The following is a 25,118-nucleotide window of genomic DNA, read 5'->3' as shown; positions in this document are numbered from 1 at the left end:
CAATTGAACCTGACCTAACGGTTGCATGAACATATGCTGAATCTGTTAAGCTTGAGTTAAGGAAGAACTTGAAATGATCGAGAATGAAAGGATCGCGTGTAATGAAAATAGACCGGCTATTAGCCATAACCGTCCTGCTTCTGAACCGGGGGAGACTGAGCGCCAAGGAGTTGGCCGATCGGTTTGAAGTATCAAGCAAAACCATATATCGCGACATGGATACGCTATGCCAAGCCGGGATCCCGATTGTGGCCCACCAGGGAATATCCGGCGGGTTTGAAATTATGGAGCATTATATGATTGACAAGTACTGGCTGTCCGCCGAGGAGATGAGTGCGCTGGTTACAGCGGTTAAAGGGATGAGCAGTGCACTGGAGGATCAGCAGATGGGCATCCTGCTTGAGAAGGTAAAATCGCTGCTGCACAGGGTAGAGCAGGGGCTTGGCGATGAATATCGAAGGGAACCGGTGGTCATGGACTTTCAGCCTTGGGGACAGCGTCAAGGACTGAAACCGGCCGTGGGCTTGCTCAAAAAGGCTATTCAAGAAAAGCGCAGGGTCGTGATGGAGTATATCGATAATCGGGGCAACGCGGAGCGAAGAACCATTGAACCGGCACCCCTGATTCTGAAGGGCAATATTTGGTATGTACAAGCCTTTTGCCTGGAGCGGGATGACTTTCGAATCTTTCGGTTATCGCGCATGCAGCATATCGAGATGCTGGATGAGACTTCGGAGACAAGAATGATACCGAGTATGGAACGCTTGGAATGGGAGTCCTCTTGGTCAAGCGCGCTGGAGCAGGAGACGGTGCTGCTATTCGAAGCTGCCGCGCGTCAGCGGGTGGCGGATATTTTTCCGTCCGAACAAGTAACCGTCAACCCGGACGGCTCTTTACGCGTTCGAGTGTTATACAAATTGGATGAATGGTTTTACAGCATGATACTAAGCTTTGGTGATCAGGTGCTGATTGAGGAGCCAGGCGAAGCGGCGGATGAAGTTAAACGAAGAGCGCAATTGATTATGCAGCGCTACGTTAACCAGGACAGATAGATGTCCACGTTACCTCTTTAGAATAGAAATATATTCATCTCAAGGAGGAAACAACATATGAGTCATAGTCAACAGCAGAATCAAAGTGAACGATGGGTCGAGACTAGACCCGCCATGTTCATTCAGGGTGTCGGCGTTCGAACGACGAACGAAGCGGAGGCAGGACCGCAAGGCAAAATACCGCAGTTATGGGATCGGTATTTCCAAAGCGGGTTGCAGACGCAATTATCTGATAAGGATCAAGCCATCTATGCGTTGTACACGGATTACGAGAGCGATGCATCCGGGGCGTACACCTTAATTATAGGCAACAGGATAGATGAAGCTGTGGCAGTTGCGGCTTCTACGGAGGAGCTGCAGCAGGCGTCCGTCCCGGCAGCCAACTACATGGTATTTCGAACAAAACGTGGCCCTTTGCTGGAAGTCGTTCCGCAGGTGTGGCATGAAATTTGGAGTTATTTCCAGCAATCAGCCGATAAAAGGACGTATACCGGGGATTACGAACGCTATGACATGCAGCAGTTTGATCCTGCGAATACTGTGGTGGACGTATATATCGCGATTGAATAGGAGTTAATATCGGCAGGGCGTTCCAGTGCCTGGAGTGGAAAGCGACTATTCTTCGGATGATATGACCTAACCCGGGAATACGCGATATTGGCCAATGATGAAGAAGAGGGTGATCCCGCAGCGGGATTACCCTCTTTATTTTACAATCCGGAGCCCGGCTTCTTGATCATCGTTATGAACGTAGTGCCGCCATAATCAAACGTTGCAACTTCCGAGAAGCCCAGCTGGGTATACAAGCGAATGGCTCGTTCATTGAATTTGGCAACGGTCAGCCGAAACGATTGGCGCTTGTGAAATTCAGCGATGGATGCCAGCACGAACGAGAGAAACTCTTTTCCCCGGCCTTGTCCGGTCGATTCCGGTTTCATCCCAAGTCCGAAATCCAGCAGATCCTCGTCATATGCACCTAACGGGATTGCGATCGGAATTTGGGCTGATGAGCCTGTACAGCAAAAGCCGAAGAGCTGCCCTACCTCGTCCAGTATGGCGTAATACGAACACTCCAGAAGTTCTTTCCGGAACTCCTCATCCGGTTCGCTGTTGTAGAAATCATAGGGAGGTTCATAGCTCCATTGCATAATTTGATCGGCATACGTTTCGGTCATGGCCGTGATACGAAGAGGCATTATTCTCATCCTTTGGGTTTGTTGATATAGGTTTCTTCCCCATATCCTTTAATTCGATTTGGAAGCGAAAAAACCTTCTCTTCCGCGTGCATGGCCGGGCATATGCCCGCCATGCCGAGAAGAGAAGGTTTTCTTTTGTCACAGTGACCATTCATGATCCGCTGGCATGGGTCTGCACCACATGCTGCCTGCGGTAGGCGCCCGGCGTCATGCCGACGGCCTTCTTGAACGTCCGGTTGAAGGAGGTAATGTTGAGATAGCCGACACGCTGGCTGATCTCATTGACGGTCAAGTCCGTGCATGCCAGCAGTTCCTTCGCTTTGTTCATACGGATGCCGAGCAGATGGTCGCTGAAGTTAAGACCGGTCTTCTCCTTGATATAGACGGAGAGGTAGGCGCTCGACAGGTTCAGCTTGGCTGACAGATAGTCGAGAGACAGATCATCGGCATACTGGTTATGGATAATGTTCATGAACATGGCGATGAGCGGCTCTTCGCCAGTATCCTTTTTCTTGCGAATGAGGGCGCAGGAGGCTTCGACGAGCTGACGGAATACCCCCTGGTAATCTGTTAAGCAATGGCATTCTGCCAATCTTGCGCTCCACTGCTTTAAGGATTGGACAGATGTTTTGTCAATCTGGGCCGTCTCCATGTAACTTAGAATCTTGGAAGCGACCGAATCGGCGAAGAAACGGAATTGCGAGATGCCGGCCTCCTTGCGCTGCATGGCCTCGAGCGCCTGATCGATGATTTGCAAGGAACGGCTGTCGCTGCCGGATTGCAGCGCGTCAAGCAGTCCTTTTTCCTGAGACGGGCTTAGATTGACAGTGTTTGGAAGGACTCGCTGCTTGGTTACCATCTGTGATTCCTCCAAGAGTTGTGCCTGTGCGGTCAGTCCTTTGACCTGGTGGTAGGCTTGATTGAATTCGGACGAATGGCTCACTTGGGAACTGACGGCGATGGTGACAAGGAACAATTCCTTTTCCTCATTTAACATGTCCTTGATTTCCTGCAGCAGTTCCTCCAGGCGGGCGGCTTCCTCCCGTTTAAAGATGGATACAATCTCATTCTTTTCGATCTGGAACGTATGGGATCCCGGATAGCGTTCTGCCGTGATCAGATGGATATGCTCCAGCATATGGCGGACCGCCTGATCGGTCTGGAGGGGGAGCTCATAAACCGGATTCATCCGGAAACGGATGTGATATAGAACCACGATGAAGCTTCCGTCATCCGACAGGAAATCCTCCCACTCGCTAATATCGGTATTGATGCTCTTCAGCTGACTAATATAAGAGTAGCTGGTTAGAACGGATTTATGCTTGTTCATGCGCTCCCGTATTTCTTCCTTCTCCCGGAACAGCTCTTGAATCCGGTTCTGGATCAGATCGTATTCGGTGATGCTTCCGGATTCCGGCATGGATGAGCTGTTGGCTCTGTTCAGCACGGTTGTTAAAATCTGCTTCACCGGCTTGTGCAATCTGCGACTCAGGAAAAAGGAAGCGGCAAGGGCCACGCCAAGCGACAGGCAGAAGATGAGCAGCAAACCGCCGGTTAACCGGCTGAGCTGCGAAGAGACATGGCTGTAAGGCACGGCGGAGACATAGGTCAGTCCATCGGACCCGGCTTCGGCAAAATAGTAGGTTCCATCTTTGAGCACGGCCTTCTGTCCGGCTTCAAACGTCGGAAGCTGATCTTGGTTCATGGAGCCCAGCGTATAGAGCACTTGGCCTTCGTCATTCAGAATGGCGAGTGCACGATCATCGGATTCGCCGAAGAAGGACTGAGCGGCCTTGTCGATATCGATAAGGGCAATGACCTCATAAGGACTGTCCGGCTGCTTGTAGACAAAAGGCATCAGTGTTTTCTCGGACAAATCGTTGTTGACTCGATAAGTGGCCGCCGGGAAAAGTTTGAAGGACTCCTGATGGCCCTCGTAGCTGCTCCAGAACGAATAAGGATACCTCGGGCTTGCATAGGAACGGTTGAACATATAGGAAGCATCGCCGCTTCCGGATTTGCTCAGTACAAACTCAAACTCCCGGAGATAAATCAGGGTGTCCTCCAGAAAGAACAGCGGGTTATAGATATCGCTCCGCATCTGCATCATCACATCTCGAGCCTTCAAGTAATTGACTTCGTTTCCGGCCTGGTGGCGAAGCTGATTATTGAAGCCGATTAATTCGGATTGATTGTATATATCGAACATTAATACCTGCAATCTGCTGAATTGGTTGTTGAACCGCTCTGCCGTATCGTGAACCGCCTGCTGGCTCGTATCGATGATTTCTTTCTGCAGGCTGGTCTTAAAGAGTTGGAAAATGACCGTATAGAACAATCCGAATAACACGATGATGGCCAGAAAGCTCAGAAAAATTTTAAAGAATACACTGCGGCTTTTATGTCTGATCCAATTCACAGCCTTCCCCCCTTTATATTTTTCTGACGTTCAAGGTTTCACAACATTATATAGGACAAGTGTTAAGGATTGTGCCCGATTCATGTTAATCGTTCGTAAAAAATGGATAGTCAATATTTTAGATTTTAAGCAATGCTTTAGGAAAACGGCGCTTCTGCCCATCCATCCAATGAAAGGCGAGACATCATTAAAATGGTCAATACCCCATATGCGTTCGGGTCGTTTATGATGCAGACGTGGACCTTTAAGACACACGAAGACGCATAGACGAAAGAGGGGGGATTGCCGATTTTACAACGTCATCTAAACACCTTGGAAGCGCATTCAAACATTCGCAGGAAAAGTGCTTGGCGAAGATGGATGATGCAGGTTCGCAGAAACTGGCAGCTGTACGCTTTATTTGCACCAGTTCTGTTATACTTCATTGTATTTCATTATGTACCCATGTATGGCGTCCAGATTGCATTTAAGGATTTTATTGCGAACAAAGGGATCATGGATAGTCCATGGGTAGGCTTCAAGCATTTTGAACGCTTTTTTGACAGCTTTTATTTTTGGCGCATTATCAAAAATACGATGGGCATCGGGTTATATGAGCTGGCGGTCGGATTTCCGATTCCGATTATCCTGGCATTGATGATTAATGAAGCCAGATCGGGCCGGTTCCGCCGATTTGTACAAACCGTAACTTATGCACCCCATTTCTTATCTACGGTGGTCGTCGTCGGTATGATCATGATGTTCCTGTCGCCGGTCAGCGGCCTGGTCAATTCGATTATCACCTCCTTCGGCGGAGAGCCGATCGCCTTCATGACGGAGCCATCCTGGTTCAAGAGCATCTACGTATGGTCCGGCGTATGGCAGGGTATGGGCTGGAGCTCTATTATCTACTTGGCGGCACTCGCCGGGATTGATCCGCAGCTGCATGAGGCGGCCAAGGTGGATGGAGCAGGCTGGTTCCGGCGAATATGGCATATCAATCTGCCGGGCATTGCTCCAACGATGACCATTCTGCTGATTCTGAACATCGGTTCCGTTCTGGGCGTCGGCTTCGAGAAGATCTTCCTGATGCAAAATTCACTCAATATGGAAGCGTCTGACGTCATTGCTACGAATGTATACCGGAGTGGTATACTGGGTGCCCAGTACAGCTTCTCGGCTGCGGTTGGTCTGTTTAACTCCGTTGTAAACTTCATCCTGTTGATTACCGTAAACCGGATCGCCCGAAAAGTCAGCGAGAACAGCCTATGGTAAGGAGGAATGATGGCGTATGCCGCAAAGCCGAAGTGAACGAATAGCCGGAGTATTTATTTACATTATACTATCTTTTATCACGCTCCTTGTACTGTATCCTTTATTTTTTGTACTTATTGCTTCCATTAGTGCACCAGAAACGGTCATGCGAGGGGAAGTATGGCTCTGGCCCAAGGAGCTGTCATTTGTCGGATATGAGCGGTTGTTTGCCAATTCGGAGCTTGTACGAGGATTTCTGAACACCTTGCACTATACCACGACGGGAACGGCGCTGAATGTTCTGATGACCATTGCGGCAGCCTATCCGCTCTCCAGGGTTGATTTCAAGGGTCGACATGTATTTACACTAATCATTGTCTTTACCATGTTCTTCAGCGGTGGGATGATCCCCAATTACTTGCTGGTGAAGGAACTGGGAATGCTGGATACGATTTGGGCCATCATTATTCCTTCGGCCGTATCGGTGTGGAACATTATCATCATGCGGACCTTCTTCCAGAGTTCCATTCCGAAGGAAATGCAGGAGGCAGCGTTTATCGATGGGGCGTCCAATATGCGGGTACTGCTGCGGATTGTGCTGCCGTTATCCGGACCGATATTGGCCGTGATGGTGCTGTTCTACGCCGTAGGTCACTGGAATTCGTATTTCAGCGCGCTGATCTACTTATCTGATCGTGCCAATTATCCGATGCAGCTGTTCCTGCGCGAGATTCTGGTACAGGGACAGATGCAGGAGATGGTGGATATCAGTGATGATTCACTGGCGCGAAGTCTGATGGACGCGGAAGCCATCAAATATGCGGCGGTCATTGTGACGAATCTGCCGATGCTGCTGCTGTACCCGTTCCTGCAAAAGTATTTTGTGAAGGGCGTTATGATTGGTGCAATTAAAGGTTGATTACGTACATTTCATGAGGAGGAATTGAATTTTATGGTGATGAGAAAATGGACTTCACTCACATTGGCAGCTGTACTGGCAGCCGGATTGCTGGCAGGCTGCGGTAGTAAAAGCGGGGAAGGTGCAACGGATAAGGGTGAGACGCCGCAAGCCAATTTTAACGAGACCGGCATGCCGATTGTGAACGAGCCCCTCGATCTGACGTTCTTCACGGGCAAGTCGCCATCAAACGGGAGCAAATTTGAGGAAACACTCGTATGGAAAACCTATCAAGAGATGTCCAATGTGAATGTGACCTGGAACCTCATTCCATTCGATACCCTGACCGAGAAGCGGAACTTAGCGCTGGCAGGTGGAGATTATCCGGATGTATTCTACTCCGCAAGGGTCAGCTCCGCAGAGTTAACCCGTTATGGGGAGCAAGGAGTATTTATACCGCTGAATGATCTGATCGATAAATACGCACCAAATTTCAAAAAGCTGATGGAAGAGTACCCGGATATTCGAAAAGGGCTGACGATGCCGGACGGCAACATTTATTCCCTGCCTTCTTTCTACGATCCTGCGCTGCTCTCCATGTTGATTGGTACACCGATTTGGATTAATCAGGAGTGGCTGGATCAGCTCGGGATGAAAGAGCCGCAGACGACAGAAGAATTCTATGCGTATTTGAAGGCGGTAAAAGAAACCGATCTAAACGGTAACGGAAAGCATGATGAGATTCCTTTCGCTTCAGCAGGCATTACCGGAATCATCGATCACTTGAAAGGCTCTTGGGGACTTGGCACAAGCGGACTTGGCCATAAATTGGTGGACATAGATCCGGACACAGGAAAACTTCGCTTCACCAAAGCTTTGCCGGAGTATAAGGAAATGCTCCAGTTCGTAAACAAGCTGCACCAGGAAGGACTGCTCGATAAAGAGATCTTCACGATTGAGGGCGGCGCATTGAATGCCAAAGGGCAGGAGGGCCTGCTCGGTGCCACAATTGTGCCGAATCCGGAGATGGTGATGGGTCGCAAAGAATACATCGGGCTCGGGGCGCTTAAGGGACCGCATGGTGATCAGCTCTATTCCCACGTCAAAGTGCCGATGGTTCACGTAGGTGCATTTGCGATTACCGATAAGAACCCGAATCCGGAAGCAACGATCCGCTGGATGGATTACTTCTACGGGGATGAGGGCGCCCAGTTCTATTTCATGGGTAAAGAAGGCGAGACATTTACGAAGAACGCTGACGGTCAGCTGGAGTATGTGAAGGAGATTACGGAGGATCCAAATGGATTAACGCAGGATCAGGCGTTGGCCAAGTATTTCACTTGGCTCGGGGGCAGCTATCCGGGCTTTGTGCGGGAGAAATGGTTTAAAGCCTCGGAGACACGACCTAACGCCATGGCCGCAGCCGAAAAGGCAGAGCCGTATGCCGTGAAGGAGATCCTGTACAACTTTAACTTTACATTGGAGGAAACGGACGTCATGACCTCGATCGGTAAAGATATCGAGGATTACGTTAAGGAAATGGAAGCGAAATTCGTGAACGGCTCGGCCTCGTTCAGCCAATGGGATGAGTATGTGAATACACTCAACAAGATGGGACTGGACCGATACATGGAGGTTTACCAGGCCGCTTATGAGCGCTACCAGGCGGAGTAAGTAGTAAGTAACAGTTAGATCCTTTAAAAGACGCGGTGTGGAGAGATTCCTGCATCGCGTTTTTTGCCTGCTCAAATAATTGGTGAAATATCCCAAATGGGGTGATAAGATCAGATTACGGTAACAGAACTGAGAATATCAATTTACAGGAGGAGGGCGAAGTCAGCCGCGTGAGAATCGTTTTAATTGTTATAGGTGCGTTCAAAGGGTTGGCCCATTGGTTTTTCAAACCTAGGCGAAGATATACCTCAATTAAGAAGGTCGAATGGATTGTTGAGCGATTGATTCAAGGCTTCCTTATCATGTGGGCGATTCTGTTCATACGTTGGGTTATATTGATAATTATAGCAACGATGCGGCATTTTGGAGCCTTTGATTAGGGTGGGAAAATCTCTTGATCAAGTGCCGTCCTCTTCAAACCGTTCGGGTAGTTTGCTTATTTTAAAGAGCGACTGTATATGATAGGCTTACACTATGTTACTGTATTCATCTATTTAAAGGAGAAGTCCATGCAGCATAGACCATCTTTAGAAGCTCAAGTGTACGACACGATTCGTGATAATATGATCAAGGGTGAGTACTTGCCTGGAACCATGCTGTCAGAGAACGAACTGGCTAAAGAGCTCGGTGTTAGTCGGACCCCGGTACGGGCAGCCATTTCCATACTGGAAAAGGAAGGTTTGGTTGAATCCTTTAAGGGCAGAGGGGTGCTTGTGAAGGAGATTTCCTTCCAGCAATTCTATCAAATCTTTGAGGTGCTTGTATCCATGCAGTTATTCGTCATGGATATAGCCATCGAACGAAAGCTGTCCTTCGATCTGGAGACCCTTCGTCTCTGTCTGGATCGGCAAAAGGCTGCACTGGAACAGAATGACAACTTCGGATATTACGATAATTCCTTGCTGTTTACGGAGAGCATTTTGCGGACGCTCCGCAATGATTATATGGTGGGTGTCCTGGGCATGTACAGGACCAAATTTCTAACCAAGATGGTATCCCACCGCAAGCGCTATCCGGATGATAAACCGGAATGGGCCATCGCAACCAACAGTTTGATGTATGAGAGGTTATGTCTGCATGACGTAGCTGGTGCCAAGAAGGCACTGAGCGAGCAGTATCATTATATGGCCGAGAAACTGATGTGGGGCAGTATTTTTTAATCCGCTGTTTTTCGGAGGAATCCAAGATACATCTATTTCAATAATGTAAAACGTATGCTTCCATCAAGGTATTACTGGAAGCATACCAAACAACGCTTTTTGGGCTGTTTCGACACCCCGGAAGGCGTTTTTTTATGCTTACGTGACAGGATTTTATGTTTGATTCCTTCATTTTACGGGATACATTCAATGCTGGAAAATTAACAATGGAATAACATAGTTCTTGTTTTCAACTTACATACAACCTGCATACTTGTTGTTGAAGCGATGAAAAACAACCATTTCCGAAAGAGGGTATGATCATGAAGCCATTTCAGTTACAGCACATGAATGGAGAGCATGCGGTTTGGTTTGCGTCGGAGAGCGGGACGACGGATCGGCGTCCGTGGTTTGGGGAGTTGAAGGATATTCCAACAGAGGATTTCAGCTTCGCGGTATTAGGTGACCGATGCGGTATGGCAACAGCGGGCGTATTTGAAAAGGCGCTCGAGACCGTGCGTGATTTGAAGCCGGATTTTGTGCTCAGTGTCGGGGATTTGATTGAAGGCTACTGGAGAGAAGCGTCATCTGCCAGAGCGGAATGGGATGAGATCGACCATCTTATCGAAGCAACTGGTTTGCCCTTCTTCCAAATAGTCGGCAACCATGATTGCGGCAGTCAAGTGATGCTGGATGTATGGAGGGAACGGAAGGGTTTAGAATATTATGCTTTTCGTATCGGCGATATCCTCTATCTTATGCTGAATACGGAGGACCCGCCGTCTGAGCTGCCTGATGCGTTTATAGACATTATTAAAAAAGCAACCTTTCAGATACAGCATGACCCAGCGAGTACGGACGAGCATATGCAAGCATTTTACCAGGACATCTTGACTCTTTTGCCTGAAGATCAGCTGCAAGATCTGGGACGGATTGAATTGTCGATCAGCGATGAGCAGTTGGACTTTGCGAGAATCATACTGGAGGAGAACTCGGATGCCAGATGGACCTTCGTGAGCATGCATAAGCCTGGCTGGAAATCGGAAGATCCGCAGTTCAAAAGGCTGGAGGAAATGCTGGGCTCCCGATCGTATACGATTTTTGCCGGACATTTGCATGCCATGGAGTACAGCTCGGAAGGGAATCGGGAATATATTCAGCTTGGCAGAACGGGGGGACATGCTCACGGCACCGGCCCTGAAAGTCAAAATGTGATGCTGTGGGTCAACATGCGTAGCGGCAAGCCCTCCTATCGTGTTATTCAACTGGATGGTGTGCAGGAAGCGGAAATTTATAAACCGAGTTCGTCGGGTCAACATTTAGAACCTCAGGAGGTATAAACGATGCAGGATACGGTGTTCTTTGTTCACATGTCGGATACCCATATTAATATTCCGGGGAAAAATCCATTATTTAAAATCGATGCTTCTCAAAAGCTGCGTGATGTTTTTACCGAGCTGGAAAAGCTGGAGCGGAAGCCTGATTTTGTTGTGATCAGCGGTGATTTGACCCAAGACGGCAATGTCGAGGATTACAGCTATTTACGGCTGCTGCTGGAGGAAGAGATGTCTAAACTCGGTGTGCCGCTGTATCTTGCACTGGGGAACCATGATTCCCGTCCATATTTCCGGGAGGGTTATCTGGAGGAAGAGCCCACTGAAGAATCCTATTATTATTCGGTCATGGAATCCGGGCTTCGGCTCATCGTGCTGAACACCCAGGTTCCAGGGTCGAATGAGGGTCATCTGGATGAAGAGCAGCTGGAATGGCTGCGGGAGACTCTCTCCACTCCTGCACCGAAGGGAAGCATCATCGTGCTTCATCATCCCGTGGTGCCCACACCCACAGCTCTGATGGATAGCCACCTGCTGTGCAATCCGCAGGATCTGGCAGATGCCATTGCCGGCAGCGATGTGATCGGACTGTTATCCGGGCATATTCACGTGAATAACATCGGACTGTTCGAGGGGATTCCAAGCGCGGCGGCTACCGGCGTAGCCTTCGGCATTGAACCGACAGCAGCGCATAGCATGAAGTTTATTGATAACAGCGGCTACAATCTGGTTTTGGTGAAAGACGGCCGGATGATCGTTCACCCGATGGCGATGCCTGGTGAGCAGCGGCTCGTATTCGAATGGAAGATGGAGATGGAACAAGCTCATTCGTAAGCAGCTATTTAAGCCCCTCCCCCGAATTTATCTACATATAAAAGGAGATGGAGTATGAAACACCATAGCAAAAAGTGGACGGCAGCTGCCCTGCTGCTTACGGTATTAACCTCTACTGCCTGCGGCAATGCCGGTTCGACGGAGGATACAGCCAGTGCTGCATCGGACACGAAAATCAAGGTTTCGTTCTATAGCTACAATCTGGCCATCGCAAGCCAGGTGCCAGGTACCGAAAAGCTGATTCGGGAGTTTGAAGAAGCTCACCCGAATATCGATATCGATCCGATTCCGGTGTCTTCGACAGACATCAATTCCAAGGTACAAGCCGATATTGTTGCAGGATCCACGCCGGACATCGCCCAAATTACATTCGATGGCCTGGATTTTGCGGTTAACAATTTCAACGCAAAACCCCTGGAGGATATCGTTCCCGCCGATGAATTGGCATCCAACTTTCAGGGCTTCTCGGAGAACGGCTTGAAGCTGGGTCAACTGAACGGCAAAACCTATGGTCTTCCGTTCACCTTCAGCACCCCGGTGTTGTTCTATAATGCAGATCTCTTCAAGAAGGCAGGTCTTGATCCGGAGCAGCCACCGAAGTCCTGGGAGGAAGTGAAAGAGTACGGCCTTCAAATAGCCAAGTCATCCGGTGCATCCGGGGTTCATGTAGGAGGAGCCACGGGCGGGGACTGGATTATTCAAGCCCTCATCGGAAGCAATGGAGGGCGCGTATTGTCCGAGGACCGGAAGACTCTGCAATTCGGACAGCCTGAGGCCATTGGCGCTATTCAGATGTGGCAGGATCTGATTGCCAGCGGCGCAAATGGCAAACTGAACGACGGCGAAGCGATCGAAGCATTCAGTCAAGGCAAGGTCGGCATGCTGCTGTTCACGAGTGCGCTCCAAAGCTCACTGCTTGCAGCAGCAGAAGGTGGCGGGTGGGAGCTGAAAGCCGGCAAAATGCCGTCCTTTGGCGACCGGGAGACAACGCCGGTCAACTCCGGCAGCGCCTTGTTCATTCTATCAGACGACAAGGAGAAGCAGCAGGCCGCATGGGAGTTTCTTAAATTCGCTACAAGCGAACGCGGTTATACCATCATTACGTCGGAAATTGGGTATTTACCGCTTCGGCCAGCCATTGTTGACGACCCTGCCTACCTCAAAGACTGGGTAGAAGCCAATCCGCTCATAAAACCGAATCTGGAACAGCTGGAGAGCTTGAAGCCATGGGTGTCCTATCCGGGAACGAACTGGAAGCAAATCGAGACGATTCTGAATGACGCGGTATCAGAGGCTATTATCAGTCAAGGTGACATCGCACCGATTATGCGAGGTGCCGAGGAGCGGGCTCAAGCCTTAATGCCATAGCGAAGGAGATGTAAGCGAACATGAGTTATGAGATTGCCGGAGCCCCATCTTCTTCCGCTGCTCCCTCCGCCAAGACCAGGGACCAGGCTAAGCTGAAGAAGCGATTAAAAGGATTCAAGCCGTATTTGTACATGCTGCCAGCCCTGTTTTCCCTTGGCTTTTGGATTTATAAACCGCTGGTGGAAACATTCCGGCTAAGCCTCTATGAGTGGAACCTGCTGCCAACGTCTCCAAAAACCTATGTGGGAACGAGAAATTTCGAGCAGCTGTTCTCGCTTCCGGAGATGGGGATATCCATCTGGAACACGCTTCTGTATATGATTGGTGTTCTCCCGTTTTCCATTATACTGCCGCTATTTATTGCTATTGCGACGGACAATATCGGGAAGAGGTCACGAAATGTGTATCGTGCGCTCATTTTCCTTCCGATGATCATGGCTCCGGTGGCGGTTTCATCGGTATGGCGCTGGATTCTGCATCCGACGAACGGCATATTAAATCAAACGCTGGGCCGGTTTATTCCGATGGATGAGCCTATCCGCTATTTTACAGATGAGCGTATCGCGATATGGAGCATTATTTTTATTACAGGATGGAAAATGATCGGCTTCAGTACACTGATCTTCTCGGCTGCGCTCACAGGCATCAATAAGGAGTATATCGAAGCGGCTAGGATGGATCGTGCCAACGGATTTCAGGTTATATGGAGCATTATCCTACCGCTGCTGTCGCCAACGATTCTGTTTATGACCATGATGAGCACCTTATTCGCTGCGGAATGGACCTTCGCATATATAAATGTCCTGACACAAGGCGGCCCGTTCAACTCGACCACGAATATTTATTATCTGCTCTGGACCTATGGATTTCAGACCTTTAATATTGGCTCTGGTTCCGCTGCTGCCGTTATGTTCTTCCTGGCTTTCGGGCTTTTGGCCTTTGGCTTCATGAAATTAACGAAGAAGCTCTCATTCTATGATAACTAGAGGAGGACGGTAAGTGTGCAGAGGTTATATACTTCAATGAAAGATCGAATATCCTCCATGGGCCAACATGCGCTGCTTCTCTTACTTAGCTTTGTGGCCGTATTTCCGCTCTACTGGATGGCGGCTACCTCCTTCAAGCCGGAAGCGGAGGTATTCTCGGCGAGCCTGCTGCCTGCCCAATGGACCTTTAACAACTATGTACAGGCCTGGAACGCGATTCCGATGGCCCGCATGCTCAGCAACTCCATGCTGGTGGCAGTCAGCCAAACATTATTGCAGCTGCTTACAAGCATATTGGCAGCGTATGCGATGGTGCGGTGGCAATTCAGGGGCAGCCGCCTGATATATGGTATGATTGCCTTAACCTGGCTTGTGCCGTTTCAAGTCATTATGATACCTAATTATGTGGTCATCAGCGGTCTCGGATGGAGAGATTCCTTAATGGGGCTCATTGTGCCGAATATCGTTTCCGCCTTTGCGATTTTGCAGCTGTATCATGCGTTTAAATCATATCCCAAAGCACTGATTGAGGCGGCTCATCTGGATGGAGCAACCGACTGGGGTGTGCTGTGGAGAACCATGATACCTAACCTGCGTTCCTCCATTGCTTCTATAGGAATTCTGCTGTTTATCACGGTATGGAATGATTATTTCTGGCCGCTGCTTGTGACAACCAAGCTGGAAAACTCAACGGTACAGAAGGGGCTTCAAATGTTCATATCGTCTGATGCCAATATGTGGGGACCTCTCATGGCGGCAACTACGATTGCCAGTTTTCCAGTGCTGGCTATTTATCTGGTACTGCAGAGACAAATTATTGATTCCTTTGTAAAGGGTGGTCTGAAATGACAATTCAGCAAGATGTGAGTATGACACCACGTGTGGTTCCGCTGGAAGGGGCATTTAATGTACGTGATCTTGGCGGGTATCGTACCGGGGATGGACGAATTGTAAACCGGGGACGTTTCTATCGGGGAGATGGACTGCACAAGCTGACATCTCAGGATCAGAAGGATCTGCTCAGCCGGGACATAACAACGGTGATCGATTTGAGAAATGCGAAGGAGCTGGAAACTGCCGTTAATGTGTTTGCCTCGAATTCGAAGGTTTCCTATTATAACGTGAGCCTGCTTAATCCTGCTCATCCATCCGGAACGATGATTAACTCCTTAGGTGACCTGTATGTCATGATGCTCGATACGTGCGGCCCGTTATTTCGTGAAGTGATGCTTCTGATGGCTGAGTCAAGCGGCGAAGCTGTGTTGTTTCACTGCTCGGCCGGCAAAGACCGGACAGGGATGACATCCGCGCTGCTGCTTGATCTTGCAGGTGTTCCCAAGGAGACGATCATCGAGGATTATGCATTGACCAGCCAGTGTCTTGCACCCATCATGGACGAGCTGCGGTTAGGACGCCCGGCCGGTATCTCAGCTGAGGACTATGAGAAGTTCTTAGGCTGTGACCCGGCTCATATGGAGCGGATGATGTCACATCTATACAGCCGTTACGGCGGTGCGGTAAGCTATCTTACCAGCATTGGTGTGCAGCAAGAGCATTTAGATATACTGAAAAACAAGATGATCGGGACGTAGATGCTCTGATTATCCTGAAGAATGAGGCTGAAGCCGCTGACAATGATGTCGCGGCTTTTTTGCTGCTTAGCGTCCATTTTACACAAACCGTGACTGATATTGAGCATGCGTTAACACTTCTTCCTTACACTTGGAATTAAATAAGGATAGAAGAGGGGATATGGAGTTGAAGCATAAAAGCATGAAAATAGTCTCGCTGTTGATGGCGGTGGAAATCACGATGGCCTCTTTATTTTCGGCAGGCACCGTGATGGCTGAAGAGGGACAGGAGATACTCCAGACGGCCAGCGCGGAAACAGCATCACAAGATGCAGCTATCGATATCGCTGCCGTTGATTTCGGCATTACCGATAAGATCTTTCCGGATGCGCATGCAGAAGAGGCATATACGGTAACCGTTGATGTGTATGGTGGACAAGCGCCCTATACCTTCTCGGCGACGGGTCTGCCGGCAGGCTTTGACATTGCGTCCGATACAGGATTCATTACGGGTACGCCTGCTGCTGGTCAAGAGGGCGAATATACGGTTGAGGTAACGGTGCAGGATAGCGCACCCGTACCTGCGACGGCTCAGTCGCTTGTGAAATTGCAAGTATTGGGGAAACGCCCAGATCCGGTGGCTGACAAGCTGGCCATGAGGATGATCGGACATTATTCCGTGGGTACCTCCAATAAGGACGGCGGCGTGGCGGAAATTGTAAAATACAACAAAGATAATGGAAAGCTCTATCTAGTCAATGGTTCAACACAGCCGGCAAGTCTCGAAATCGTGTCACTTGGCGCTGACGGCAGTTTGTTGAAGGACAAGCAGATCAATGTAGAAGATGTGGCGAGCACGGGCGGTTTCCTGTATGGAGACTTGACCAGCGTGGATATCAACACCAAGACGAAGCAGGTTGTGGTCGCTGTACAGGAGCAGGATCATGCAAAAGCCGGCAAGGTTTTGGTACTTGATTATGACGGCGGCTTGATCAAATCTTATGAAACCGGCATCCAGCCGGACATGGTCAAATATACGTCCGATGGCCGTTATATCCTGACGGCGGATGAAGGCGAGCCTCGTACGGAGACCGCTCCTGATCCGGAAGGAAGCATTACGATTATCGACACCTTATCAGGCGAAGCAAGTCATCTGAAGTTTGATGACCCGTCGATTATTGACGATCTGGTACATATTCGCGGACCTGTGGAAGCGGACGGGCAAATTCGCAGCACCGGAACCAAAGGTGAAGCGATTCGTGATCTGGAACCCGAGTACATCTCGTTGTCCGAGGATGAGCTGACGGCATATGTCGCCTTGCAGGAGAATAATGCGATTGCCGTGGTCGATATCGCCGCGAAGCGTATTCAATCGGTCAAAGGGCTCGGGTATAAAGATTTCAATCAACCAGAGAACCAGCTCGACCTCCTGAAGGATGGACAAATCAAGTTTGAGAACGTTCCTTTTTACGGCATGTATATGCCGGACGGAATTGCGACCTACAGCGTGAACGGACAGCAGTATATCCTGTCCGCGAACGAAGGGGATGCTACTGGCTGGGATGACCGAAGCAATGAAAGCAATATTGGCAAAATGAAGCCTAGTCTGGATCCGTTGTCTCCGGCAGCTCAATTTTTGGCTGACAAGGGAACCACCTATGACAAGGTTGAAGTTGCCAGCGATATGGGCACTGGAGGGCTATATCTGTATGGGGGTCGTTCATTCTCCATCTGGAATGCAGCCGACATGTCCCAGGTGTACGACAGTGGCAGTGATTTTGAGAAGATTACGGCCGAGCGCTTGCCGAATCATTTCAATGCCAGCAATGACAAAACCGATCTGGACAGTCGCAGCGCCAAGAAAGGACCTGAGCCGGAATATGTTGCCGTGGGTAAGGTCGGACAGAAAACGCTGGCTTTTGTCGGACTGGAGCGCATTGGCGGGGTTATGACGTATGATGTCACGAATCCATCCGATCCTGCGTTTCTGAACTATATCAACACACGGAATTTTAACGGCGGTATTGAGTCGGATTCCGGCCCGGAGGGACTGGACTTTATTCCGGCCGCGGACAGCAAGACAGGACGACCGCTGCTGCTGGTCGCTAATGAGGTCAGTGGAACGGTGGCCCTGCTGGAGCTTCAGGTGACCAAAATTACGTTGGACAAGACATCGCTCACGCTGAATCCAGGCGGAACCCCGGTACAAATGCAGGCGACGGTTGAGCCTGTTCAGGGCGGTTCTTCCGAGCTGTTATGGAGTTCCTCCGATGAAACGGTAGCCACCGTGGATTCGAACGGTCTGGTCACGCCGGTATCTGTTGGTGAAGCCGTAATTACCGTCCTGAGCAAGGATGGCTACGGATCAGCGGAAGTACCGGTTAAGGTAACGGACGGTTCAGTGGATGGAGAACCGTGGAAGTTAACAGTGATGCATACCAATGATACCCATGCGCATCTGGCGGAAGTGGCCAGACGGGCCACGCTGGTTCAGGAGGTCCGAAGCGAAGGCGGGAACAGCCTGCTGCTGGATGCAGGGGATGTATTCTCCGGCGATCTGTATTTCACCAAATGGTTTGGGCTGGCGGATCTGGCCTTCATGAACTATATGGGTTATGACGCAATGACGTTCGGTAACCACGAATTCGATCAAGGAACCAAGACGCTTGCAGATTTCGTGAGCAAGGCGCAATTCCCGCTTGTCAGCGCGAATGTGGATCTTAGTCAGGATGCTAACATCTCGCACCTGATTCGTAAGCCGGCGGTGATCGATACCGATCAGCCAAAGACAACGGCAAATAACGGGGTATATCCATACGTAACATTGCTGGTTGACGGCCAAAAGGTCGGGGTATTCGGCCTAACGACCGAGGATACGGCCGAGACGTCCAGCCCGGGGAAAGACGTAGTCTTCCGCAATGCGGTGACTTCGGCCAAGGCAACGGTTGAAGCGATGGAGAAGGACGGGCTTGATAAGATCATCGCCTTGTCTCACCTGGGTTACGCCAAAGATCAGGCGCTGGCCGAGGCCGTCGAAGGCATCGACCTCATTGTCGGAGGCCATACCCATACGACGCTCAATGCACCGGAAGTGGTGACGGACAGTCAACACGGTACACCAACCGTCATCGTGCAGGCGAATGAATGGGGCAAGTTCCTCGGCCGGGTAGACCTGCAGTTTGACAAAAACGGCGTTGTTCTCGTTGGCGACGGCGAACTCGGCGGCAAGCTGATTCCGGTAGATAGTACGGTCCAGGAAGACACGCAGGCCAAGGATATGCTGGCTCCTTACAAAGCGGAATTGGAAGAACTGATGAAGCAGGTTATCGGTACTGCAGGCGTCGTACTTGACGGCAAACGCGAGAATGTCCGCTCCAAGGAGACGAATCTCGGCAATCTGATTGCGGATGGCATGCTGACTAAAGCCAAAGAGCTTAAAAATGCTGATATTGCCCTCACCAATGGTGGAGGTATTCGCGCCGCAATCGATGAGGGCGAAATCACGATGGGCGAGCTGCGTACGGTGATGCCTTTCGGAAATACGCTGTTTGTTATGGACGTCACCGGACAGCAGCTGAAAGACGGGCTGGAAAACGGAATAAGCGGTGCCAAACTGGCGGATCTGCCAGGAAAGTTCCCGCAAATCGCCGGGATGAAATTCAAATGGGATCCTAGCGCTCCGGCAGGCGATAAAGTGTTCGACGTACAGATCATGAAGGACGGAAGCTACAAACCTCTGGTATTGACCGAGACGTACCGGATGGCAACGAACAGCTTTGTAGCCAAGGGCGGGGATGGATATAAATCCTTTGCCGATGCGATTGCCGAAGGAAAATACAACGAGGATTTGGGTTACCCGGATTATGAAATTTTCATGGAGTATGTGAACAAGCTGGGCGGTAAGGTTACGCCTAAGGTCGAGGGTAGAATTACGGAGCAGAAGAGACCGGCGAATCCGGGCGACGGCTCTTCTCCTGGATCAGGATCAGGCGGGTCGGGAGGCGGCTCCGTAACACCGCCGGTATCACAGTCTAATCCTCCTTCCTCTGGCGGAAACACATCATTGCCAAACGTAATGGCAGGCAAGGATCTGAATATAAGTGATGCAGGCGGAGCAGTGGACCGCATTACGGTGAAGGAAGAGGCGTGGAAGAAGGCAGTTGCCGGATTGTCTGCGAACGGGAAGCAGGAGCTCATTATTCGGGCTCCAGAGTTGAACCGTGCCGCCGAGTTATCCCTTTCGGCAGCAGATCTGAAGTTGGCCATGGAACAGAATTCGAATGTGACCCTGGTGCTGGAGACCGCGCTTGGCGCATTCCGTCTTCCAGTAACGGCTCTACATTTGGATGAGGCTTTGAAGCCGGCACAAGGCTCCGGGAGCATCCAAGTGAAGGTATCCGTGGCTCCGGTAGCAAGCAAGGTAGCGGATGCTATGACAAGCAAGGCAGCTTCCATGGGCGCCTCGATGGCAGGAAGCGGAGCGCTTCAGTTTGGCGTAGCGGTTGGAGCACCAGGCGCAGAGCAAGAACGGAAGGATTTCGGGAAGCGTGTAATCAGCCGCATCCTGCCGTTGCCGGCAGGGACAGCTTCGAATTCGGTCACTGCTGTAATTTTTGACGCAGATGCGGGAAGCTTCCGATTTGTACCGGCTACAGCGACGACGTGGAATGGTAAACCGGCTATCGAAGTGAAGCATGCCGGAAACGGCATTTACGCACTGCTGCAGTATAAGAAGACCTTTGCCGATCTAAACGGCCACTGGGCGAAAGCGGAAATCGAATCCATGGCTTCCAAGCTGCTCGTGAACGGAGTTAACGCTAACTCGTACGCGCCGGGCAAAGTAATCACGCGAGCAGAGTTTACGGCTATGCTGGTCCGCGCGATGGGACTTAGTCCGGTCATCGAGAGCGGAGCATTCAAGGATGTTCAGGATGCCTCCGGTTATGCCGGCGAGATCGGCGCAGCGTTGCGTTACGGCTTGATCGAGGGCGGCACTGGGGGGGCCTTCTCGCCCAATGCCAGCATGACTCGAGCGGAAATGGCTGTCATGATCACCCGGGCCATGGAGGCGGTGAATCCGACAGGCCTATCGGATCAGGGTGCGAATGCCATTATTGAATTCAAAGATCAGGCATCCATCCCTGCCTGGGCGGCTGCCTATATTGCCAGACTTACGGAGCAAGGCATCCTGCGGGGTGACAACCATGGTCATTTCGGAGCACTCGATTCGGTTACCCGTGCGCAAGCGGCACTTGTTCTGAAACGTACTTTGGCAGCATTGAAATTTATGAACTAAGCGAAGCAGGAATTCATTAGAAATTATAAGACCGTCCTTAAGGTTGCTGAAATCTTAAGGGCGGTTTTTTTATATCAATGTAAAATGCGAGCGGTTAAAGAGAAGTACTCTGGTATCCGATAATATCCGTAAGTGTTAGATTAACGATTGGATAAGGATGTGAGTACATGCGCATTGCGTCTGCATATACATACTGGAGTCAGGTGAAACGGATGGACGCCGAATCAGCCCAAGGCGGATTTGAACAGCTGCTCCAGAAGAGCAAGAAGGAAGAAGAGAATAAGGGAAAGCTGGTAACCGTAAGGGAAGGCGGTTATTTGCGTCAGTATATGGTTCAACCGGATGGGAGCAAAATGCTGTTAAGCGAGACGAAGCAGAACGAAAGTGAATCCGCCGCCAGTTCAAAAGCTCTATCGATGTCGTTGCCTCGAGTGAGCGGAATGAGTCTTAATACCAAGGACGCTCTCGATCTGCTATGTCTTCAGGCTGGTGCGGTCGGTACGCGTTCCAGCTACAAGATATTCGAAATCACCTAAAATGAATAAATACCAAAAAATCATGCTGGTAACAAATTGATACTTGCTGTATAATTCTCAGTAAGTCTTGGTTGAACGTGAGATTTTTCATTGTAATCAACTCTAATTTCATTTATTTTGAAAATAGATGTATTTACATGAAAGAATTCATGTTATAATTTCAATACATCAACTAAGCTCATAGGAATTATCGGTTAATTAATTAGTGTGAATGCATTACAAAAATAAAACATGAATATGGATCTTCGGGGTAAGGTGAAATTCCTAACCGGCGGTGATGCTTCGTTCCGGCGTGAACGAAACTCAGCCCGCGACTCGCTGCGTTCTGGTGTGAATCTGATCGCAGCGACTGACTTGGTGCAATTCCAAGGCCGACGGTAAAGTCCGGATGGGAGAAGATCAAAAATGAGTTTGCCGTGGATGCGAAATTTTCCATTCGGCGCAGGCTTATTTGATCAGCCCCCGTTTACGTCGACACATGTCGATGACGGGGGCTTTCTGCTAGCAAGACCTCCGTATTCAAGACAGGAGAGGGCAAGATGAGTAATATTAATACTGGAGTCAAGGTGAAACCCTATGGTTCCGACACACAGGCAAGTCGACGTTTTAAGGGAGGGTTCTGGCTCGTCGTTTTGGGAGCCGCCCTGTGGGGCGTAGACCCTTTATTCCGGGTCATTCTGCTTAAGAATCTGACTTCGGCACAGATCGTTTTGCTTGAACATATCATTATTTCCTTGATTGCAATTCCTGTATTGTGGAAGAACCGGGAGGAACTAAAAGGCCTTGGCTGGAATCATGTCGGTGCTCTGCTGTTTATATCCTGGGGCGGCTCGGCATTGGCTACCGTATTGTTCACGATGGGGCTGTCGAGCGGCAATCTGAATGCCGTCCTGCTGCTTCAGAAGCTGCAGCCGCTGTTTGCCATCATTCTGGCCAGCCTGCTTCTGAAAGAGAAGCTTCCGCGCCATTTCGGCATACTGCTCATCATCGCGTTGGCGGGCACGTATTTACTGACCTTCGGTTTAACCTTGCCGATTGGCCATTGGAATGAGTTTATTCAAGTTGGCAGTCTATTGTCCTTAGGTGCAGCAGCGCTGTGGGGCGGTTCAACCGTCATGGGGCGCCTGATGGTAGGCAAACTGAAATACGAGACGGTAACCTCGCTGCGCTTCGTGCTTGCCCTGCCGCTCCTGACCGTCATTACATGGAGCGAGGGGGCAGCATGGAATATGCCGGCCTGGAATACCGGGGCCTTTGCCTTGGTATCGCTGAACCTGATCGGCCAGGCATTACTGCCGGGTCTCCTGAGCCTGCTGGTTTATTATAAAGGATTAACCACGACCAAAGCCTCCGTGGCAACACTTGCGGAATTGAGTTTTCCCATGGTGGGTGTGCTCATCAACTGGATCGTATTCCAGCAGATCGTGACAGGTCCTCAGCTTCTTGGATTCCTTCTGATCTGGGTTGTACTGTTTATTATTTCCAGACAGCAATCCGAAGCTTCTCCGCAATTACAATGAAATCACATACGTTTGTAGAAAAAGCCGATCCGGGTGGGATCGGCTTTTTTGCTGTTACACAAAACTGTTCCAGTAAGTTTGCCCGGCGAAAGGATCATTTTTTGAAAGATATGTAGGGTTTCCGGAATTTACGGTGTCTTATATAGTAGCACCGGATCTAAGGCTTGGTTCAACCGAAGGAGATGGTTATAAAGGGGGGAGGATCCATGGAGGATCGGACATTGTTGGACGGGCTTGCGCTGAAAGATCCGCAATGTTTTGAAACATTGGTTGACCGCTATTCACGCTACATAGCCGCGGTGGTCGCTAAAGTGGCTGGTGGACGGTTTAATTCCTACGATGTGGAGGAAATCACCGGGGACGTGCTGGTCAAGCTGTGGACAGACGGGCCCAAAATCATGCTGCGCGGAGATAGCCTCAAGCCTTATCTGGCCATAGCTGCGCGTAATCATACCTTGAATGTTTTGCGAAAAAGACAGCGGGTCATTGAATCCGAATTGGAAGATGATGCGGTTTCTTGTCCTTCTGCAGAGGCATTGGCTATTCTGCGGCAGGAGAAGGAAGCGATTAGCGGCATGGTCCAGGATATGGGGGAACCGGATCGCGAAATCTTCATCCGCAGGTACTTCTATTTGGAGAAAGTCCGAGATATTGCAAGCAGGCTGAATATGCAGGAGAAAGCCGTCACCGCCCGGATCCGCCGGGCAAAGGACAAACTGCGCATTCATTATGAAACCGATAATCTGTAGGATTTCTATAAGGACCGTGTCTATAGGAGTGAAGCTTCGAATCGATAGCGAAAGGGGATGGATGCAAGTGAAGCGGCGAATTGTAGATATCATGGCCAATATCGACAATCAGGAGCTGGAGAATCTCCTCCTTACGGAGGAAGAGGAACGCGAGTTGACACAGCAAATCAGTATGGAACGCATCAAGAATCGAGCGATGAACCGTATTCAAGAGGAGGAAACGATGATGTTTAAAAACAGGAAAGTGAAAAAATATAAAGCGAGTATCGTTATCGCTGCCGCGATGATTATGATACTTAGCACGACCGCTTTTGCGAGCCAATACATGGATAGCTTGAAGCAGTTCTTCGGTCAATCCGCGTCCATTTCGGAAGACGAACGATCACCTATACAAGGGACAGATACCGCGTCCGGGGTAACCATGAATGTGGAAGAAGGGGTTTATGTCGGCAACAGCGGTTATTTGGTGGTCAGCTTCATGAAAGAGGACGGCACGCCATTCCCCGCGGGTGCATCGATACCCGGACTTGAGCTGAAAACGGAACATGATGTGAGTTATTTGGTGGGGCAGCAGCTTCTTGACGATAACAAAAAGCTTGTCGGCGTATTTGAGATGGATGCGATGAATGACCTCGACGGGCTTAAGGCACGGATCACAGCCGATCGAATCGCGTCAACGGATAACACCCAAGCCGTTGAAGGCCCTTGGGATGTCCAATTCATCATTGCTCCCGGGAAGCAGAGAGAGCAGAGTCTGAATATGGCGATCGATAAGGGTGAGGAGGCACTGTCTCTCAGCACGATTAGTGTCTCTTCCATCGGTGTAGCTATCGAAGGCAAGCGTACCGACGGTGAGCTGGATAAACTGCCGGAGTATACGCCGGAGGTTAAGGTTATCGCCGCGGACGGATCAGAACTGATGCTTCATGCCAGCTCGACAAGTACAACAAAGAGCGGGTTTCAGTGGCTGTATAATCTGGACAGCAAGAATAACCTCGTTTTTCTGGGGGATGTGGACATCAAAAGCATCAGCATTGACGGCAATGTGACGGAGCTGAAGTAAATATTAGGTGGCAAAGAACCTCAAGGGGCAGAAGTGATGACTTCTGCCCTTTTACTTGATCAATACCTCAGCAGGAATGGAATCCGAAAGCCGTAAGCGCAACAGGCCATAGCCTCAATGCGCTTACGGCTTTTTTGAGGCTTCGGACCGAAATATGATTCATGAGAAAAAAATGTATTGAAATTGGAGAAAACGTTCATTAAAATGAAACCAACTACCATACTAGTTATACTAGTATGGTGAAATGCGA

The 25,118-nt window shown here is 49.9% G+C and carries 19 protein-coding genes and 1 riboswitch; of the genes, 17 read left to right on the top strand and 2 right to left on the bottom strand.

Annotation, left to right across the window (positions count from 1 at the left end; translation table 11 throughout):
* The first annotated feature begins 101 nt into the window (after nt 1-101).
* Both M4D81_RS14505 and M4D81_RS14500 read left to right on the top strand, forming a co-directional pair.
* Nucleotides 102-1,052, top strand: coding sequence for a helix-turn-helix transcriptional regulator (locus tag M4D81_RS14505; protein WP_260067008.1), 951 nt, complete (start codon nt 102-104; stop codon nt 1,050-1,052).
* Nucleotides 1,053-1,109: 57 nt separating this feature from the next.
* Nucleotides 1,110-1,622, top strand: a complete 513-nt coding sequence (locus M4D81_RS14500) for a GyrI-like domain-containing protein (protein WP_260067007.1) — start codon at nt 1,110-1,112, stop codon at nt 1,620-1,622.
* Nucleotides 1,623-1,762: 140 nt separating this feature from the next.
* On the opposite strand, the gene cpaA is transcribed toward M4D81_RS14500, so the two are convergent.
* Nucleotides 1,763-2,248, bottom strand: coding sequence for a capreomycin N-acetyltransferase CpaA (gene cpaA, locus M4D81_RS14495; RefSeq protein ID WP_260067006.1), 486 nt, complete (start codon nt 2,246-2,248; stop codon nt 1,763-1,765).
* A 151-nt stretch (nt 2,249-2,399) separates the two neighbouring features.
* Nucleotides 2,400-4,667, bottom strand: coding sequence for a helix-turn-helix domain-containing protein (locus M4D81_RS14490; RefSeq protein ID WP_260067005.1), 2,268 nt, complete (start codon nt 4,665-4,667; stop codon nt 2,400-2,402).
* Nucleotides 4,668-5,030: 363 nt separating this feature from the next.
* Between M4D81_RS14490 and M4D81_RS14485 the strand changes: the two genes are divergently transcribed.
* The 15 genes from M4D81_RS14485 to M4D81_RS14415 all read left to right on the top strand — a co-directional run bounded on the left by M4D81_RS14485 (nt 5,031) and on the right by M4D81_RS14415 (nt 24,868).
* Nucleotides 5,031-5,921 carry an ABC transporter permease gene (locus tag M4D81_RS14485; protein ID WP_233355163.1) on the top strand — a complete coding sequence of 297 codons (891 nt, stop codon included), beginning with the start codon at nt 5,031-5,033 and terminating at the stop codon, nt 5,919-5,921.
* A 16-nt stretch (nt 5,922-5,937) separates the two neighbouring features.
* Entirely contained in the window at nt 5,938-6,819 is an 882-nt protein-coding gene (locus M4D81_RS14480; protein WP_260067004.1) for a carbohydrate ABC transporter permease, read from the top strand.
* Between the two features lie 33 nt (nt 6,820-6,852).
* Entirely contained in the window at nt 6,853-8,472 is a 1,620-nt protein-coding gene (locus M4D81_RS14475; RefSeq protein ID WP_260067003.1) for an extracellular solute-binding protein, read from the top strand.
* 509 nt (nt 8,473-8,981) lie between these two features.
* On the top strand, nt 8,982-9,632 hold the full coding sequence (locus tag M4D81_RS14470) for a GntR family transcriptional regulator (protein ID WP_071221160.1): 651 nt from the start codon (nt 8,982-8,984) through the stop codon (nt 9,630-9,632).
* 302 nt (nt 9,633-9,934) lie between these two features.
* Nucleotides 9,935-10,951, top strand: coding sequence for a metallophosphoesterase family protein (locus M4D81_RS14465; RefSeq protein WP_260067002.1), 1,017 nt, complete (start codon nt 9,935-9,937; stop codon nt 10,949-10,951).
* A gap of 3 nt (nt 10,952-10,954) precedes the next feature.
* Nucleotides 10,955-11,779 (top strand): metallophosphoesterase family protein, encoded by an 825-nt coding sequence (locus tag M4D81_RS14460; RefSeq protein WP_260067001.1) that lies wholly within the window; start codon nt 10,955-10,957, stop codon nt 11,777-11,779.
* A gap of 54 nt (nt 11,780-11,833) precedes the next feature.
* Nucleotides 11,834-13,147 carry an ABC transporter substrate-binding protein gene (locus M4D81_RS14455; RefSeq protein WP_260067000.1) on the top strand — a complete coding sequence of 438 codons (1,314 nt, stop codon included), beginning with the start codon at nt 11,834-11,836 and terminating at the stop codon, nt 13,145-13,147.
* A 20-nt stretch (nt 13,148-13,167) separates the two neighbouring features.
* Nucleotides 13,168-14,133: a carbohydrate ABC transporter permease gene (locus M4D81_RS14450; protein ID WP_071221156.1), complete on the top strand. Its 966-nt coding sequence runs from the start codon at nt 13,168-13,170 to the stop codon at nt 14,131-14,133.
* A gap of 15 nt (nt 14,134-14,148) precedes the next feature.
* The gene (locus M4D81_RS14445; RefSeq protein WP_260066999.1) at nt 14,149-14,982 is read left to right on the top strand and encodes a carbohydrate ABC transporter permease; all 834 of its coding nucleotides are present in this window, start codon (nt 14,149-14,151) and stop codon (nt 14,980-14,982) included.
* Nucleotides 14,979-15,725, top strand: coding sequence for a tyrosine-protein phosphatase (locus M4D81_RS14440; protein WP_260066998.1), 747 nt, complete (start codon nt 14,979-14,981; stop codon nt 15,723-15,725). Before M4D81_RS14445 ends, M4D81_RS14440 begins: the two co-directional genes overlap by 4 nt.
* Before the next feature lie 160 nt (nt 15,726-15,885).
* Nucleotides 15,886-21,000, top strand: coding sequence for a choice-of-anchor I family protein (locus M4D81_RS14435; protein WP_260066997.1), 5,115 nt, complete (start codon nt 15,886-15,888; stop codon nt 20,998-21,000).
* Nucleotides 21,001-21,167: 167 nt separating this feature from the next.
* The gene (locus M4D81_RS14430) at nt 21,168-21,536 is read left to right on the top strand and encodes a hypothetical protein (RefSeq protein WP_260066996.1); all 369 of its coding nucleotides are present in this window, start codon (nt 21,168-21,170) and stop codon (nt 21,534-21,536) included.
* Between the two features lie 237 nt (nt 21,537-21,773).
* Nucleotides 21,774-21,940, top strand: a riboswitch (FMN riboswitch).
* Nucleotides 21,941-22,075: 135 nt separating this feature from the next.
* Nucleotides 22,076-23,056 (top strand): DMT family transporter, encoded by a 981-nt coding sequence (locus tag M4D81_RS14425; protein WP_194541328.1) that lies wholly within the window; start codon nt 22,076-22,078, stop codon nt 23,054-23,056.
* A gap of 206 nt (nt 23,057-23,262) precedes the next feature.
* Nucleotides 23,263-23,805: an RNA polymerase sigma factor gene (locus M4D81_RS14420; RefSeq protein WP_071223641.1), complete on the top strand. Its 543-nt coding sequence runs from the start codon at nt 23,263-23,265 to the stop codon at nt 23,803-23,805.
* A 61-nt stretch (nt 23,806-23,866) separates the two neighbouring features.
* On the top strand, nt 23,867-24,868 hold the full coding sequence (locus M4D81_RS14415; protein ID WP_260067129.1) for a hypothetical protein: 1,002 nt from the start codon (nt 23,867-23,869) through the stop codon (nt 24,866-24,868).
* The last annotated feature ends 250 nt before the right edge of the window (nt 24,869-25,118 follow it).

Origin of the sequence: Paenibacillus sp. p3-SID867 (assembly GCF_025142895.1) — a bacterium.
Lineage (GTDB): Bacteria > Bacillota > Bacilli > Paenibacillales > Paenibacillaceae > Paenibacillus_AQ.
The sequence above is the reverse complement of the archived record's forward strand: the minus strand, read 5'-3'. Positions and strand labels throughout refer to the sequence as shown.

Excerpts from the sequence above, each read along its gene's own strand:
- M4D81_RS14505 (WP_260067008.1), top strand. The coding sequence starts at position 102 with ATGAAAATAGACCGGCTATTAGCCATAACCGTCCTGCTTCTGAACCGG.
- M4D81_RS14500 (WP_260067007.1), top strand. The coding sequence starts at position 1,110 with ATGAGTCATAGTCAACAGCAGAATCAAAGTGAACGATGGGTCGAGACT.
- cpaA (WP_260067006.1), bottom strand. The coding sequence starts at position 2,248 with ATGCCTCTTCGTATCACGGCCATGACCGAAACGTATGCCGATCAAATT.
- M4D81_RS14485 (WP_233355163.1), top strand. The coding sequence starts at position 5,031 with ATGCAGGTTCGCAGAAACTGGCAGCTGTACGCTTTATTTGCACCAGTT.
- M4D81_RS14480 (WP_260067004.1), top strand. The coding sequence starts at position 5,938 with ATGCCGCAAAGCCGAAGTGAACGAATAGCCGGAGTATTTATTTACATT.
- M4D81_RS14475 (WP_260067003.1), top strand. The coding sequence starts at position 6,853 with ATGGTGATGAGAAAATGGACTTCACTCACATTGGCAGCTGTACTGGCA.
- M4D81_RS14470 (WP_071221160.1), top strand. The coding sequence starts at position 8,982 with ATGCAGCATAGACCATCTTTAGAAGCTCAAGTGTACGACACGATTCGT.
- M4D81_RS14465 (WP_260067002.1), top strand. The coding sequence starts at position 9,935 with ATGAAGCCATTTCAGTTACAGCACATGAATGGAGAGCATGCGGTTTGG.
- M4D81_RS14460 (WP_260067001.1), top strand. The coding sequence starts at position 10,955 with ATGCAGGATACGGTGTTCTTTGTTCACATGTCGGATACCCATATTAAT.
- M4D81_RS14455 (WP_260067000.1), top strand. The coding sequence starts at position 11,834 with ATGAAACACCATAGCAAAAAGTGGACGGCAGCTGCCCTGCTGCTTACG.
- M4D81_RS14450 (WP_071221156.1), top strand. The coding sequence starts at position 13,168 with ATGAGTTATGAGATTGCCGGAGCCCCATCTTCTTCCGCTGCTCCCTCC.
- M4D81_RS14440 (WP_260066998.1), top strand. The coding sequence starts at position 14,979 with ATGACAATTCAGCAAGATGTGAGTATGACACCACGTGTGGTTCCGCTG.
- M4D81_RS14435 (WP_260066997.1), top strand. The coding sequence starts at position 15,886 with ATGGAGTTGAAGCATAAAAGCATGAAAATAGTCTCGCTGTTGATGGCG.
- M4D81_RS14430 (WP_260066996.1), top strand. The coding sequence starts at position 21,168 with ATGCGCATTGCGTCTGCATATACATACTGGAGTCAGGTGAAACGGATG.
- M4D81_RS14425 (WP_194541328.1), top strand. The coding sequence starts at position 22,076 with ATGAGTAATATTAATACTGGAGTCAAGGTGAAACCCTATGGTTCCGAC.
- M4D81_RS14420 (WP_071223641.1), top strand. The coding sequence starts at position 23,263 with ATGGAGGATCGGACATTGTTGGACGGGCTTGCGCTGAAAGATCCGCAA.
- M4D81_RS14415 (WP_260067129.1), top strand. The coding sequence starts at position 23,867 with ATGCAAGTGAAGCGGCGAATTGTAGATATCATGGCCAATATCGACAAT.